The organism is Listeria costaricensis, assembly GCF_900183385.1.
Classification (GTDB): Bacteria; Bacillota; Bacilli; order Lactobacillales; family Listeriaceae; genus Listeria; species Listeria costaricensis.
This window is the reverse complement of the sequence record NZ_FXUT01000005.1, coordinates 16,092-30,366: the sequence shown is the minus strand read 5'-3', so window position 1 is coordinate 30,366 and position 14,275 is coordinate 16,092. Positions and strand designations below refer to the sequence as shown.

Sequence of the window (14,275 nt, the reverse complement as noted above, 5' to 3'; positions counted from 1 at the left end):
TTATTCAGATGTTCACTTTAGTCAATAACTGAGAACTGCACTCGGCTGATAAATCCCAGCGTGTTTTTCTGCAACTCGCCATCGAGCGCTTCATGTAGCGTGTCATATTGAACCACCCGTTCATCATAATCATGATAAAGGTACAGTTTTCCAGCACCGTCCAGCGCCAGAATACCAGGGTAATAATAGCCGAATGTGCCTACAGGAAGCAGCTCCTCTTCGCAATGTGCACACATTTTCTGGAAGTCCGGCGTTGCTTGCTCCAATTTTGCCGCCTTGACTGAAATGTCCATCGTAAAATCATACTTGGCACAGCCGTCTGCCACATCACCCAAATAAATACACGTATGTGGTAAATTGGCGTACGCTTTTACAAAAATTCTGCAAGCAGCGCTCCACGGAAAGCCATTTTGAGCAGCGAATTCTTTGAAGCCATGTGGATGAAATTGCCTTTCAGGTTGGTAGCCGCAAATGGAGAGAAGTGTTCGTAATTGTTGGTCACGTGATTGGTCAGCGATGCGCATGTTGGATTTTCCTCCTAGTATTTTTCATCAAATTAATAGATTTATTTTAACACAAAAAACTCGCGTCCAGTGATGACCAGACCGCGAGTTTTTTATTATTTTAATGTTTTATTTAGTTTCTCGATGTATTCAAGGGAGCGACCGGTGCCGACTGCAACAGACTCCATTGGATTCGGCGCCATATGTACCGGAACATCAATCAATTCGATCAGCCAGTCTTTGAAGCCGTGAATCAGTGAGCCTCCGCCGCTAAGAACGATGCCGCGGTCTACAATGTCACCACTCAGTTCTGCCGGGCACTGTTCAAGTGTCGTTCGGATGGCTTCCAGAATTTTGTTCAGCGTCTCTTCAATGGCCGCCTGAATCTCGGTGGAGGAGACGGTAATCGTTTTTGGAAGTCCTGTCAGCAAATCCCGACCGCGTATATCTGCATGGATTTCTGTATGGGCAATCGGCGCATACCCCAGCTCCATTTTGACCCGTTCGGCTGTGGCTTCACCAATTAGCACATTATAGTTTTTGCGGATATACTGAACGATTTCATCATCGATATGGTCGCCGCCTGTTCGGATGGATGTGCTTGAGACAACACCCCCATAAGAAATGATCGCAATTTCAGATGTGCCGCCCCCGATATCGACGATCACATTGGCAATCGGTTCATCAACCGGAAGATCCGCGCCAATTGCTGCTGCAACAGGTTCTTCAATCAGGACGACTGATTTGGCGCCCATTGATTGGACGGCATCCTGAATGGCGCGCCGTTCGACTGTGGTGGCTCCAGTTGGCGTGCAGACTACCACATTGGGCTTTCTAAAACTCGTGCCTGATTCTTTGGTGATCCGTCGCATGATTTCCCGTAAGAGGCCGCTCGTCAAATCGAAATCTGCAATCACACCGTCACGCATAGGCCGGACAGCCACAATGGATGCGGGCGTTTTACCAATCATTTCTTTAGCTTCTTGACCAATGGCCAAGACTTGTTTCGATTTTGTATCAAGTGCTACAACGGAAGGCTCATTTAAGATAATCCCCTTAGATTTGCTGTAAACTAGAATATTGGCCGTTCCAAGGTCGATCCCGATGGTCGTATTACCAAACATTTTTTACACCTTGCTTTCTTTATCCATGATTTCCTGCCGTTCGTGCTGCCTATTAATCAGTATAATGTTTTTCGGGAGAAGTGAAAACCAATATACATAGCTGACATCAAATTATAAAAAAAATCAAGTGTTTTCTCGTGGTTTCGGTTTATTCGTAAATTTTTCGTAAAAAAAGTAATAACAAAAAAGCCGCAAGTGATTTACTCGCGACCTTTCTGAAGCTGCTGCCTTTTTTCAAATTGCTTATACATATAATAATAAATAATCCCACTGATGAAAGCTAAAATCGCAATGATGAAGAATGTGCTAAAATAACCAATCAATGTAGAGAGCGTGATGGCAAGCGGGGCAATCACTTTTCCAAGCGTATAACGAAGCCCAGCAGCCGAGAAGTACATGGCCCGTTTATCCTCAGGAGCTAACTGAGAGACAAAATTCTGCTGAATACCAACTGTCATCAGCTCTGCAAAGCTAAACAGGATGATGGCTAAGATGGCCCCCCATGCACTTGTAAAGAGACCGAACATTAAAATCGAGATTCCATAAAGGAACGAAGAATTCATAAAGACAAATTTTTCTTTATAGCGTGTCATTAGCCGAGTAACGACGACGGTTAGAAGCGCCACACAGAAACCATTAATTGAGACGATGACGCCGAATAGCCGTTCGCCGGAAATGGTAATCCCAAGGAAGGACGTATCGCCAATGACTTCCTGAATGTAGAGCGGGAAAAGCAGATCAAGCTGCATGAAAGCCTGGGCAACGATGATTCCGGCAATGATATACAGGAAGAAAATTTTATCTTTAAAAATTAACTGATAATTCGTCAGCTGCTCTTTTAGGACAGCCCAGATATTTTTCCGGTCAGAAGAAGCCCGGAGTTCAGGATGAATGACGAGCGGGGCTGTCTCATGGCCGAACTTTTGAAGGAGAAACAGCAGTAGCAGATCGGCTGCCGTGATCGTGAGAAGCGTCTGAACTGTAAAATCATGGAAGACGATTGACCCCAGAACAGGCCCGATAACGACCGCAATGTTGACCATCATGTAGAAGACGGAATAAACATGGCTACGGTGTTCGGGTGAAACGACATCAGCGATCATCGCCTGACTGGCCGGCTGATAGAACGACATAAAAATACTGGCCAGCGTAAAGCCGAAAAAGCTTAAATAAGGCGAGTGCAGCAGATTCGTTGCCCCCACAGCAAAAATAAGAAAGCCAAGGCCTTCGCCGATAACAGAAATACTCATCATCCGTTTTCGCCCAAAGTTATCCGCAAAGTAGCCACCTAAAAGGGCTGCAAAAACTGCGAGAATCTGGGAGAAAATTAGCAGCATACTGGTCGTTGTCCGTCCAAGTGCTGCTGAAAAATAAAGTGTTAAAAAGGGGAAGACCGTCCAAAAAGAAATATCCAGCAAGGCTTCCCCGAAAAGCCGAACTTTTAAATTGATGTCCCAAGTTTTAAATTTCACGTAAGTCCCTTCTTTCTGTTGATACAGACGGATAAAAAAGCCCTAGACGCACGGAGCGCAAGGGCTTTTCCAACCTAGGACAAGTTCAAAAGGCAAGCTGTGTCAAGTTTTTTAGAAAGCCCAGTCGCCATTTCGGAATACAGGAAGCGTTTCACCTGATTTCGTAATGCCGTCAATGTTCATTTTGTCAGAACCAATCATGAAATCAACGTGTGTAAGACTTGTATTGACACCGCGTTTTTCTAGTTCATCACGGCTCATTTCCTCGCCGCCTTTGATATTAAACGCATATGCACTTCCGATTGCCAAGTGGTTGGAAGCATTTTCGTCGAATAGGGTGTTGAAAAAGAGAATGCCGCTCTGTGAGATCGGTGATGGATCCGGTACAAGTGCAACCTCACCCAAATAATGGGAACCTTCATCCGTTGCAATCAGGTTTTCCAAAATTTCTTGTCCCTTTTCAGCTTCGACGTTTACGATCCGTCCATTTTCAAATGTTAATTTAAAGTTATCAATAATGTTGCCACCATAGCTAAGCGGTTTCGTACTGGAAACATAGCCGTCAACGCGGTTACGCTCAGCACAGCAGAACACTTCTTCAGTTGGCATATTGGCCATAAATTCATGGCCTTTTTTATTGTAGCTTCCAGCACCGACCCAAATATGATCATCTGGCAGGCCGATATAAAGATCTGTGCCCGGTGCTTGATAATGAAGCGTTTTGAACTGCTTGTCATTGAGTTCATCTGCTTTGTTATTAAGTGTTTCATCATGTTTTTTCCAAGTAGCGACTGGATCGGGTGTATTGACACGTGTTGTTTCAAAAATAGCGTCCCAAAGTGCATCAACTTGTTCGTTTTCCGGTTTGTCCGGGAAGACTTTCTTTGCCCAGCCAGAAGAAGCTGCTGCAACGACCGTCCAGCTTACAGTATTGGACATCATGAGCTCGCGGAATTCCACGAGAACTTTGCCCATTGATTTTTGATTGGCAGAAATTTTTTCGCCGCTTACACCTTTCAATAAATCAGGGTCATCAGAAGCAATGGAAATAAAGCATGCACCTTCTTTGGCAAGTTCTGTACGTTCCTTTGCACGGAACTCAGGAGCTTCTTCAAAAACGCTGAGTGGGGCATTTACATAACGTTCACGCGTCACAGCTTCGTCATTCCAGTTGACGATGACATCCTTCGCCTGATTTTCAAAGGCAAATTTGGTAATAAGCCGAACAAGCGGTGCCGCATCAAGATTCGCTGAGACTACTACTTTTTGATCTGCTTGGACATTCACACCAACTTTTACGATCAATTCAGCATATTTGGCTAATTTTTCATTAAATGTTGTCATATTTACAACTCCTACCTGATTAAATTCAACAGTATAATAGTAGCTTAAAAAGAGGATGAAAGCAATCGATTAATTAAGAATTAACTAAATTTTCATAGGAAACAGAGTCTTTTTGCATTAAAAAAGTACCGCCTAGTAGAGAGCGGTACGATTGCCGGATTATTTTCGTTTGAAATAACTGAATCCGAGCATAATCAAGGCGCCGATCAAAGCAGAGCCCAAGATGATCAAAACAAGCGGGAATTCCGCATAACCAAAAATAAAATTCACACGGACATTTTCTGCATTCACTGCCGCAAAAACAATAATCAAAATAACTAAAAGGGCACTAATAATCAGTTTAACAGGTATCTTTCGCTTTGGATTCTGGCCATTCAATTTCACACTCATGAAAAAAGCCTCCCTTCTTGGTTCTTATTGTAGCATAAAAGGCACAAAAAACCAGCTGCAACGAGCAGCTGGTTCATTGGAATTAGGCATTCAGTGCTTCGACAAATGTTTTCGCATAAGCTTCAGCGCGAACAACATCGTCTTCGTCAGGATCAAGATCGACTTTTAGCCCGGCAACTGGAACCGTCGCGCCTTTTTCTTTCAGACGCTGTTCAATCAAATCAACCGTTAAGCAGAATTCATCATAAAACGTATCGCCAGACCCGAAGGAAGCGCAGACTTTGCCGGTGAAATCGACATCTGCCATATCTTCATAAAAGTCCACAAACTCATCTGGAAGCTGGCCGTCATCATACGTATAGCCGCCAATCAGCGCGCCATCATAATCAAGCAGTTCTTCCGGTTCGACGGAGATACATTCTTCGATTTCAACTTCAATCTCATATTTTTCAAGCTCTTCGCCAAGAATGTCTGCAATTTCTTGTGTATTTCCTGTCATACTCGCATAAACGATCATTACTTTTTTTGACATGTTCTAACCACCATCTTCTGAAATTTTTGATTCATTTATAGGTTCTAACACGTGATTTCTTCTGTAAAAGAATTCACTATCACTTCTATTATAATTGTCTGGGCAAAATCTGCAACCTTTTTTCAGAATTTGAAAGAGGAAAGGCGCATAAATTCTTACTTTTACTAGCAAAACTTGTTATTTAGAGGTATAATTATAGATAGTGGAATTTTTGGAGAGGATGACGAAATAGAATGATCACACTTAAATCACGCCGCGAAATCGATGAGATGAAACGTGCCGGTGAAATTTTAGTTGCTACACATAAAGAAATTAAAAAATTAATCAAACCTGGCATTACAAGCTGGGATTTAGAAGTTTTCACAGATGAGTTCTTGCGTAAACACGGAGCAACTCCTGAGCAAAAAGGCTTTGAAGGCTATGAATATGCCATTTGTGCCAGTATTAATGATGAAATTTGTCACGGCTTTCCGCGGAAAACAGTCTTGAATGAAGGCGATCTGATCACAGTCGATATGGTCGTCAATTTTCACGGTGCACTTGCGGACTCGGCCTGGACATATGGTGTCGGTGAAGTGAGCGACGAAGTGGAACGTTTAATGGAAGTGACACGCAAATCGCTTTATCTTGGGATTGAACAGGCGCAAGTCGGCAATCGAATCGGCGACATTGGCCATGCGATTCAGACTTATGTAGAAGGGGAACAGCTTTCTGTTGTGCGGGACTTTATCGGTCATGGTATCGGCCCGACACTGCATGAAAAACCAGAAGTACCGCATTACGGTCAACCGGGCAAAGGTCCGCGTCTAAAAGAAGGCATGGTCATCACGATCGAACCAATGGTCAATATCGGTGACTGGAGAGCCAAGATGGACGATAACGGCTGGACGGCTCGGACGGTCGACGGTTCACTTTCTGCCCAGTATGAGCATACCATTGCGATTACCAAAGAAGGTCCGGAAATCCTGACTTATCAAGGCGAAAATGACTAAATAACTGAAAGCAGGCAGGAGCGGGACGGCCGCTTGTGCCTGCTTTTTTAATGAAATGGAGGGCGAATCGATGGGCGAAAAATTGGCGATTTGGAAAACGCAGCACCCCTATACGGTCACACGTTTGAAAAAGGAATTTCAACTGCAGGGAATAGAGGCGGGAGATGCCGTCATTTTCCATTCGGCGATGAGCAAAGCTGGCTGGATATGCGGCGGAGCAATCGCCCTGATCAATGCCCTTCAAGAGACGATAACAACAGAAGGAAATTTGATGATGGCCTCTCAAACAGGTGGCTTGACGGATCCCAGTACTTGGGAAAATCCGCCCGTTCCAAAAGAATGGTGGGAGGAAATCAGGCAGGAGATGCCTGTATTTGATAAAGACCGTACGCCATGTTTCCATATGGGGGTTGTGGCCGAAACCTTTCGAGCTTTGCCGGACGTTATGCGTAGCAGCCATCCCTATCTATCGTTAACAGCTTGGGGAAAAGAGGCGGAATATCTGACAGATGGTCAGACACTCGCACACGGCCTTGGTGAAAATTCGCCGCTTGCCAAATTATATACGCTGCCGCAAGCAAAAATCGTTTTATTTGGTGTGGACAATGATCGAAACACGTCGCTTCATCTGGCAGAAGAGCGGTCCAGCAAAATTCCTGTCGCCCAAAATCGAGCGGTCTTGCTCAAAAACGGCAGGCGCGTGACCGAAACATTTGAAGAAGCGGCTTATGATAGTGATCGCTTTATTGAGATCGGTCGTGCATACGAAAAAGAAAACGGCTCCTGCACGGTACATATCGCAGGAGCCGCCTCAAAAATCTATCCCATGCGCGAGCTGGTCGATTTTGCGGTTTCTTATTTGGATACTCATTAATCTTTACGAATCAACCGTAATTCTTCTGCAAAAAGCTGCATTTCACGCGTGCTGAAACTCTTTTTACGTTTAATCAGCTGATATAGCTCCAGTAGTTTCTCATAATGGATTGCCTCAACAGATAGATGTTCAAACACACCCGAGTTGACCATTTTCAGCTTATCGGTTATTTCTTTTAACATAAAGTCCGTATTTTGTTGAGATGGCTCATTCAAATTCATTTTTTGGAACTCCTTTGCAAGATATACGCTTGATTCTATCATATTTTCTTAACACTTGTCACGAGTCGGGGCGTTTGGTACACTTTTAAAGCGGGAAAAGCAAACAGAACAGGGGGACAAGTTTCATGAAGTTTTTCAAAAAAATAACAAGGAGCAGATTTTACCGATTGACAATGGTGCTGTTTGGCAGAATCGGGAAAAATGATGTGTCGGGTAATGCCGCACAACTCGCCTACTATATGTTATTTTCGATTTTTCCAATGCTTCTTATTGCCGCAACGCTTCTTGCATACTTAAATATCGATCGTGATTCTGTCTTTAATCTCATTCAAGAATTTGCTCCCGAACAGATTATTTCCTTTTTAGAGGATAATCTGGACAATCTGCTTTCCAACCGAAACGGAGGACTTTTGTCCGTCGGGATCCTAGCAACACTATGGTCTGCTTCCAATGGGATGAATGCTGTGACAAAAGCGCTTAATAAGGCCTATAGTGTGACGGATCGACGGAATTATTTTATCAAGCGGTTTCTGTCGATTGTCTTTACAGTGGCCATGATCGGCACGATTGCCTGTACACTTTTACTGCTCGTCTTTGGGCAGCAGATCGGCATGTTTATTTTTAACCACCTACATGTTTCAAAAGAGGTGCTTGATTTTTGGAATAATATTCGCTGGATTGTCACGGTGATCGTCATTTTTGTCGTCTTCACCTTTTTATACTGGGTGGCGCCTGCCAAAAAAAATCACATTCTCGGCGTACTACCAGGGGCAGTTTTTGCTACAGTCGGCTGGTCGGTCGCCTCATTGGGGTTTGCCTATTACGTCAATAATTTTGGCAACTACTCAGCGACTTACGGAAGCATTGGGGTCATCATTATTTTAATGTTATGGTTTTATATTACAGGTATCATTTTGATGACTGGCGGGGAGCTCAATGCCACGATCAACTTATTAAAAGTAAAGCAAAAAGTTGGCGATATCAATTAAAAAGCAGCAAAACGATCCGCATGATCGTTTCGCTGCTTTTCATTTTGCTGAGCGGATTTCTGCAAGTTTGGCATGAATCAGTGCCATCACTTTTTCCTGATCTTCCGGTCGTGCAATATCCACCGTATCAATGTCAATCACAAGGGTGGGACTCTTATCATAGGAATGGAACCAGTCGTCATAGCGGCTGTGAAGATGTTTATAATAATCAATGAGTCCCGGATTCAAATCCGTCTGTTCATAAGGCCGACCGCGTAGTTCAATGCGCTTTAAGACCGTATCAAGGCTGCCCCGCAGATAAATCAACAAGTCAGGCGATTTTTTCGGCATGAAAGCAAGCTCTTCCATCATATTATCAAGCAGATCCAAATATGTATCCATTTCCGGTTCTGAAATGTTGCCCTCTTCAAAATTAATCTGTGTAAAAAGCGCGTCCTCATAAATACTTCGATCAAGCACATTATTTTGATCCTGCAAAGCGTCCTTAATACTACGAAAACGCGTATTTAAAAAATAGATTTGCAGCGCGAAAGCCCAGCGTTTTGGATCATCATAAAATTTCTCCAAAATCCGGTTATCACGGATACTTTCATAAAAAGCCGTCGAGTTTAGATTTCGCGCAATCATTTCCGTGTAGCTACTTTTTCCAGCGCCAATCATTCCAGCAAGTACAATCACATTCTTTTCTCCTTCCAAGGTCATCGGGTAGGAACCCCTTTCTTTTCAACCAATTACAACTCTTCATTATACCCTTATTTTTAAAAAGTACAATGCGCCAGTGACAAACGTTTCTATTTCTGCTAGTATGAAAAAGATATGAAATGGAGGCAGACAAAGTGAAGGGAACGAATTTAAAGAACGGCGATCAGCTGACGCTCGAAATCAAGCGGCTTGGTATCAACGGCGAGGGGATCGGTTACCATCAAAAGCAGGTCATTTTTGTAAAAGGGGCACTTCCGGGCGAGAAAGTAACAGCACTTGTGACCCGGCCAGAAGCGAGCTACACGGAGGCCGAACTCCAAAAAGTCGAGCGGCCCTCTCCTGACAGAATTACCCCGCCATGTCCCGTATATGAGGTATGCGGCGGCTGTCAACTGCAGCATCTGGCTTACTCAGCCCAACTAACATTCAAACAGGACCTGATTCGTCAGGCACTTGAAAAATATACGAAACTAGATTTGAAAAAGGTGAAGCTGAAAGAAACAATCGGTATGGACGAACCGTTCCGCTATCGCAATAAAAATCAGTTTCAAACCCGGACGAACGCGCGTGGTGAGCTGGTAAGTGGTCTATTTCAGATCGGCAGTCATCGCTTGGTTCCAATTGATGACTGCCTCGTCCAAACTCCGCAAACAGTCGAGCTGACGCAGACGGTCAGAGAAGCACTGAACAAGCTCCACATTCCGGCGTATAATGAGCGGAAGGAAACCGGCATCATCAAAACAATCGTCACACGGATTGGCGTTCAAACAGGCGAAATGCAACTCGTCCTTGTCACGCGGACCGAAGAAATCCCGCATCTTGAAGAGCTGCTCAAAATCATTCGAGAAACCCATCCAGAAGTCGTCTCGATCATGCAAAACCGGCAGCCAGAGGAGACAGCACGTATTTTTGGTGCGGAAACGATTTTGCTATGGGGCAAAGAAACGATCACCGAAAAAATGGGCGACATGATGTATGACTTATCAGCGCGCGCCTTTTTCCAATTGAATCCATCGCAAACCGAAAAACTGTATCAAGAAGTAAAGAATGCACTGACATTGACCGGCAAGGAAAAAATTGTCGATGCTTATTGTGGAGTAGGGACGATCGGCCTAATGCTCGCACCATTTGCCGGGGAAGTACGCGGGATGGATACCATTCCAGAGGCCATTGAAGATGCACGCAAAAATGCTGCGAAAAATCAGCTCGACAATGTGCAGTATGAAGTGGGCGATGCCAAAACGGTCTTTCAGAAATGGCAGCAGGAAGGGTACGAACCGGACGCAGTCGTAGTCGATCCACCGCGGACAGGACTTGACGCGGAACTAATCCGCTCACTCATGCAAATGAAACCGAAACAGGTGATTTACGTGTCCTGCAATCCATCAACACTGGCGCGGGATTTAGCAGTCCTTAACAAACGTTACCGTATCCGCTCGATTCAGCCGCTGGACATGTTTCCGCAGACTGCTCATACAGAATCCATCACGATTTTAAAACGTAGAAACTATAAATAATTCGTTTCGCCACAGGAGGCAGAATAATGACGACAGAAGCAGAACAACGAAAAGCCCGTTCAATCGCTATTTTGGAAAAATGGGCGATACCTTACATCCAACACCTGCCCGTGATTGAAAGCAGTCGAGAAGTAAAAGTCCGAACGGTAGATGAGATTGCCCGCCGTGCGGTATGCACACTCATGACCATCCAACATGCATGTGATTTGATGGGAAATGAGGAGATAGAGGAATCACGAACGTTTTTTCTGGATTTGTTGGACCAGTGGGGACTGCAAAGTGAACTTACACAGAAAGAGCAGCAAATTTTCAGCGGAAAAGCCGAAAAACAGGCAATTCTTGATATGGTCTGGAAGTATGAAGCCTACTGGGTGCTGATTTGGGCGTTGGGCTTTGTCTCGCAATTGGATGTTCCCGTTGCAACCTGTGACTGTGACGTGGCTATTCAGACGGTCAGCCAGTTTGCCGATCTGGACGCTTTGATCGAGCAAGCTGAACCTCGTACGACAGCAGAGATCTTAGACGAGGCAGACTTGATTTTCCGCTATGACTGGGCATGTGTAGAGGCGCGGTTAAAGAATCAACCGGCAGCAGGGAAGCTGGACAGCAGTGTCGTTTTGGAACGTCACCGCGCGCTGAACTGGTTGATTGGTTACGGGGAAGATTGGGATCATGTCCCAACGAATACGTGACAGATGGCATCAAGAAAAGAACCTAAAATCAGGCGAAAAGTCCATTTGAGAAATGGATAGAATCGCTTGATCTTAGGTTCTTTTTTTTCAGTAAGACGGGTCCAACTTTTAACGTACCTTCAAACTCTCCGCTACTGTTTTTCGCGTAAACAGACTGACCAGAAGTGTCACCACTAAATTGATCAAAAGAGGCACGAAGCCAATATTGATGTCCTGCAAGTAGCTTGGCAGATTTGGAATGATTGAACTCATCGTCATGCTGTTCTGGCTGACAACCAGTGCACAGATGATCCCCACAATCATTCCGCTGATTGCGCCGTGCTTTGTAACCGGATTTCGCTTCATCAAACTAAAGAACAGTGCCGGGCAAAGCTGAACGATCAGACTGTAACCCACTTGAAGAATCTGTGCTAAAGCGCTTGAATCATAGAAAACGAGAAAGCAGGCGACAGCTCCGAGAAACGGGACAAATAGTTTCGACAAGCGAGTGACTTTTTGCTCGTTAAAATCCGATTTCCATCCAAAAAGAATATTTTTAGAAAGCAAAGTGGCAGCTGTCATCAAAAGCATGGAACCCGGCACAATCGCCGTCAGCATGCCCGCTGCCCCAATCACCCCGACAAACCAAGGACTGAACGACTGGACGGATAATTTGAGCAGCGCCAAATCACTTTCGCTGTCAGAAAGTCCAGGCACCTGAATAACCGCCGCAAAACCGATAAAAAGAACGAACAAAAGCATCAACGTATAGAGCGGACTGATCAGGGCATTTTTGCGGAAGGTCCGTTCATTTTTGGCTGTATAGGTAGAAGCAAAAACCTGCGGCCACATATAAAAACCGAGAACATAGAACAAAACAGTCGAAATAAACCAAGTAACCGAATAGGTCTCATTTGGAAAAGTTAACAGTTCCGGTTTAACCTGCTCGATTTGTTGAAACATTTCGCCATAGCTGCCAAAGTAATGAAGCGGTAAATAAATCCCCATAAAGACAATCACAAACAGAATCATCAAATCTTTCAAAACAGAAACCCAGGCTGTCCCGCGAATCCCTGAAATCACCGTATATAAAATGATGGCCAGTGTGCCAATAATGACCGAGACACTTGCAGGAATCATCCCGTAACTCGTCACAGAGACGATGATCGACAGCCCTTTTAACTGAATCACGACAATGGGAATGATAGCAATCACGCCAATCAAGGCTACAAGAATCCCTAAAAGAGGACTTTGATATTTCGCCGCAAAAAAATCCGATTGTGAAACGAGCCGATGTTCGTGCGCATAACGCCAAATCAGCGGCAGTAAAAAATAGCTTGTCACATAGCTGAGTGCAATATACACCATCACATAAACAGCCGAAATCCCTTTTGAATAAGCCCAGCCGCTGCCGCCGAGAAAAGAGAACGTCGTATAGACTTCACCAGCTGTCAGCAAAAAGACAAATACGGTATTAAAACTTCTACCGCCTACAGCCCAGTTTTCAAGCGTCATGGCTTGCTTTTTGCGCGCCCGAATCCCAATTGCGAGCGTTAAAATGAAAAAGAGCATAATAATCAGTGAAGCAATGATCAAGATTTTTCCTCCTTCTTGTTTTGCGGATCGATTCGATAGATAATCGCCAGAATAAGGGAAGAAAAGACCACGCCGCTAGCGATCCACACTAAATCAAAAGGCAAGCCGAAAATCTTAGGCTCAATTTGATTGAAAAAGGGGATACCGCCAAGAATAAATAAAAATGGACAGATGAGTAGCCATTTTCGCATTTTTCACAGCCTCTTTTCTAAATAAAAATAGGAATACAAAACTGTTCTAATCTTACAACAGAATGGCAGAAAAGTCGATATGGCCGGTCACTGCATTAATGCCCAAATAATGACACCATCAAAAACAGCCAGTCCGAGAAGCACCCATAAAGTGATCTTAAGCAGCAGTTTTTTATCCGTGTTTTGCTTGTTTGTCAATCTTCGTCACTCCTTTTAAGAAAATCCATGTTAAAAGCGTATCACACTTTCTAAAAAAGTAAAAAAATCCAGCCCGCCCACTGCGAACTGGATAAAAATTATTCTGCTAAATAAATCTGTACAGCCTCTCGAAGCAGCTCAGTTGCGTGAGTACCACTCTGCTCATCATAGTAGCGCTTGAAACGATCATCCGCCACATACATGTCGACCAGTCCCAAATGTGCTTCCTTGGTATAGCTGGGCCAGAAAAAATGAATCCAGGCTTGGTGCAGTCTGGCAGCCTCCTGAGCCGTTTCCGATCGAGCATCCTCACCCGCTTCCAGTGCCCGTTTTAATGCTTCCAGTAAAGCCGCATTTAAGCGCTCCTGTTCAGCAAAGTCCGCTTCTGAAAGCCCCATCAGTTTGGCGTTGCTTGCGTCAACCGTCTGGTCACCATATTGCTCCCGGATTTCCTTCCCATATTGCGCTTCATTTTCATGCACAAGCTGGTCCTTGAATGCATCAAATTTTTCCTGATCAGTCATTGTAATCATCCTTTCTTCGGCTTGGATCGAACGGTCAACAAGTTCAATAATCCGCTCCAGCCGGCCTTTTTTTGCGAGGAGCTTCTGCTGGTGATTCATAAGCGCACTCTTGCGGTCAAATGACGGATCGTCCAGCAATTCTTTGATTTCATCCAGTCCAAGTTCGAGCTCCCGGTATAATAAGATCTGCTGCAGCCGGTCAACTTCCGCTTGTCCGTAAATCCGATAGCCATTTGTCGAAGCGCGCGCCGGCTTTAATAACCCGATCTGGTCATAGTAACGCAATGTCCGTGGTGTGACGCCTGCCAGCAGCGCCAATTTTTGTATCGTATATTCCATGGTGATTCCTCCTCTAAAGTTATCATAAAGCCTAACGCTACGTTAAGGTCAAGCTTAAAAATCAATCTTTTCGTTCAAGAAGAAAAACTTTCAAAA

16 protein-coding genes are annotated in these 14,275 nt (G+C 44.5%); 5 read left to right on the top strand and 11 right to left on the bottom strand.

Annotated elements, in window-relative coordinates; genetic code table 11:
• Positions 1–17: 17 nt before the first annotated feature.
• From CS921_RS04330 to CS921_RS04305, 6 genes are all read right to left on the bottom strand, one after another.
• The gene (locus tag CS921_RS04330; protein ID WP_099221835.1) at positions 18–524 is read right to left on the bottom strand and encodes an SUKH-3 domain-containing protein; all 507 of its coding nucleotides are present in this window, start codon (positions 522–524) and stop codon (positions 18–20) included.
• A gap of 95 nt (positions 525–619) precedes the next feature.
• Positions 620–1,627, bottom strand: a complete 1,008-nt coding sequence (gene mreBH / locus CS921_RS04325; protein ID WP_099221834.1) for a rod-share determining protein MreBH — start codon at positions 1,625–1,627, stop codon at positions 620–622.
• A gap of 200 nt (positions 1,628–1,827) precedes the next feature.
• Entirely contained in the window at positions 1,828–3,099 is a 1,272-nt protein-coding gene (locus CS921_RS04320; protein ID WP_099221833.1) for an MDR family MFS transporter, read from the bottom strand.
• 111 nt (positions 3,100–3,210) lie between these two features.
• The gene (locus CS921_RS04315) at positions 3,211–4,443 is read right to left on the bottom strand and encodes an aminopeptidase (RefSeq protein ID WP_099221832.1); all 1,233 of its coding nucleotides are present in this window, start codon (positions 4,441–4,443) and stop codon (positions 3,211–3,213) included.
• Positions 4,444–4,602: 159 nt separating this feature from the next.
• Positions 4,603–4,833 carry a LapA family protein gene (locus CS921_RS04310; RefSeq protein ID WP_099221831.1) on the bottom strand — a complete coding sequence of 77 codons (231 nt, stop codon included), beginning with the start codon at positions 4,831–4,833 and terminating at the stop codon, positions 4,603–4,605.
• 82 nt (positions 4,834–4,915) lie between these two features.
• A complete protein-coding gene (locus tag CS921_RS04305; protein WP_099221830.1) occupies positions 4,916–5,365 on the bottom strand; it encodes a flavodoxin in 450 nt (149 codons plus the stop codon).
• A 233-nt stretch (positions 5,366–5,598) separates the two neighbouring features.
• On the opposite strand from CS921_RS04305, the gene map reads away from it, so the two are divergent.
• Both map and CS921_RS04295 read left to right on the top strand, forming a co-directional pair.
• Positions 5,599–6,357, top strand: a complete 759-nt coding sequence (gene map / locus CS921_RS04300) for a type I methionyl aminopeptidase (protein ID WP_099221829.1) — start codon at positions 5,599–5,601, stop codon at positions 6,355–6,357.
• A 70-nt stretch (positions 6,358–6,427) separates the two neighbouring features.
• Positions 6,428–7,231 carry an AAC(3) family N-acetyltransferase gene (locus CS921_RS04295; RefSeq protein WP_099221828.1) on the top strand — a complete coding sequence of 268 codons (804 nt, stop codon included), beginning with the start codon at positions 6,428–6,430 and terminating at the stop codon, positions 7,229–7,231.
• On the opposite strand, the gene CS921_RS04290 is transcribed toward CS921_RS04295, so the two are convergent.
• Complete coding sequence (locus CS921_RS04290) at positions 7,228–7,452, bottom strand: DUF1128 domain-containing protein (RefSeq protein ID WP_099221827.1); 225 nt, start codon at positions 7,450–7,452, stop codon at positions 7,228–7,230. The two genes, CS921_RS04295 and CS921_RS04290, sit on opposite strands and share 4 nt — an antisense overlap.
• Before the next feature lie 125 nt (positions 7,453–7,577).
• On the opposite strand from CS921_RS04290, the gene CS921_RS04285 reads away from it, so the two are divergent.
• Complete coding sequence (locus CS921_RS04285) at positions 7,578–8,441, top strand: YihY/virulence factor BrkB family protein (RefSeq protein WP_099221826.1); 864 nt, start codon at positions 7,578–7,580, stop codon at positions 8,439–8,441.
• A 39-nt stretch (positions 8,442–8,480) separates the two neighbouring features.
• Here the strand turns inward: CS921_RS04285 and CS921_RS04280 are convergent, their stop codons facing one another.
• Positions 8,481–9,137: a deoxynucleoside kinase gene (locus CS921_RS04280; protein ID WP_099221915.1), complete on the bottom strand. Its 657-nt coding sequence runs from the start codon at positions 9,135–9,137 to the stop codon at positions 8,481–8,483.
• A 140-nt stretch (positions 9,138–9,277) separates the two neighbouring features.
• Here CS921_RS04280 and rlmD point away from each other — a divergent pair, with 140 nt between their 5' ends.
• Entirely contained in the window at positions 9,278–10,660 is a 1,383-nt protein-coding gene (gene rlmD, locus CS921_RS04275; RefSeq protein ID WP_240422298.1) for a 23S rRNA (uracil(1939)-C(5))-methyltransferase RlmD, read from the top strand.
• A 26-nt stretch (positions 10,661–10,686) separates the two neighbouring features.
• Positions 10,687–11,352 (top strand): DUF4272 domain-containing protein, encoded by a 666-nt coding sequence (locus CS921_RS04270; RefSeq protein ID WP_099221824.1) that lies wholly within the window; start codon positions 10,687–10,689, stop codon positions 11,350–11,352.
• A 108-nt stretch (positions 11,353–11,460) separates the two neighbouring features.
• On the opposite strand, the gene CS921_RS04265 is transcribed toward CS921_RS04270, so the two are convergent.
• The 3 genes from CS921_RS04265 to CS921_RS04255 all read right to left on the bottom strand — a co-directional run bounded on the left by CS921_RS04265 (position 11,461) and on the right by CS921_RS04255 (position 14,179).
• Positions 11,461–12,927 carry a sodium:solute symporter family protein gene (locus CS921_RS04265; RefSeq protein WP_420843737.1) on the bottom strand — a complete coding sequence of 489 codons (1,467 nt, stop codon included), beginning with the start codon at positions 12,925–12,927 and terminating at the stop codon, positions 11,461–11,463.
• The gene (locus CS921_RS04260) at positions 12,924–13,118 is read right to left on the bottom strand and encodes a DUF3311 domain-containing protein (RefSeq protein WP_099221823.1); all 195 of its coding nucleotides are present in this window, start codon (positions 13,116–13,118) and stop codon (positions 12,924–12,926) included. The genes CS921_RS04265 and CS921_RS04260 overlap by 4 nt, the downstream gene beginning before the upstream one ends.
• A gap of 296 nt (positions 13,119–13,414) precedes the next feature.
• Positions 13,415–14,179, bottom strand: coding sequence for a MerR family transcriptional regulator (locus CS921_RS04255; protein WP_099221822.1), 765 nt, complete (start codon positions 14,177–14,179; stop codon positions 13,415–13,417).
• Positions 14,180–14,275: the final 96 nt, after the last annotated feature.

Bases quoted from the DNA above. Each gene is read 5' to 3' on its own strand.
- CS921_RS04330 (WP_099221835.1), bottom strand. From the start codon at position 524: ATGCGCATCGCTGACCAATCACGTGACCAACAATTACGAACACTTCTC.
- CS921_RS04290 (WP_099221827.1), bottom strand. From the start codon at position 7,452: ATGAATTTGAATGAGCCATCTCAACAAAATACGGACTTTATGTTAAAA.
- CS921_RS04315 (WP_099221832.1), bottom strand. From the start codon at position 4,443: ATGACAACATTTAATGAAAAATTAGCCAAATATGCTGAATTGATCGTA.
- CS921_RS04270 (WP_099221824.1), top strand. From the start codon at position 10,687: ATGACGACAGAAGCAGAACAACGAAAAGCCCGTTCAATCGCTATTTTG.
- CS921_RS04305 (WP_099221830.1), bottom strand. From the start codon at position 5,365: ATGTCAAAAAAAGTAATGATCGTTTATGCGAGTATGACAGGAAATACA.
- CS921_RS04255 (WP_099221822.1), bottom strand. From the start codon at position 14,179: ATGGAATATACGATACAAAAATTGGCGCTGCTGGCAGGCGTCACACCA.
- map (WP_099221829.1), top strand. From the start codon at position 5,599: ATGATCACACTTAAATCACGCCGCGAAATCGATGAGATGAAACGTGCC.
- mreBH (WP_099221834.1), bottom strand. From the start codon at position 1,627: ATGTTTGGTAATACGACCATCGGGATCGACCTTGGAACGGCCAATATT.
- CS921_RS04285 (WP_099221826.1), top strand. From the start codon at position 7,578: ATGAAGTTTTTCAAAAAAATAACAAGGAGCAGATTTTACCGATTGACA.
- CS921_RS04295 (WP_099221828.1), top strand. From the start codon at position 6,428: ATGGGCGAAAAATTGGCGATTTGGAAAACGCAGCACCCCTATACGGTC.
- CS921_RS04310 (WP_099221831.1), bottom strand. From the start codon at position 4,833: ATGAGTGTGAAATTGAATGGCCAGAATCCAAAGCGAAAGATACCTGTT.
- CS921_RS04260 (WP_099221823.1), bottom strand. From the start codon at position 13,118: ATGCGAAAATGGCTACTCATCTGTCCATTTTTATTTATTCTTGGCGGT.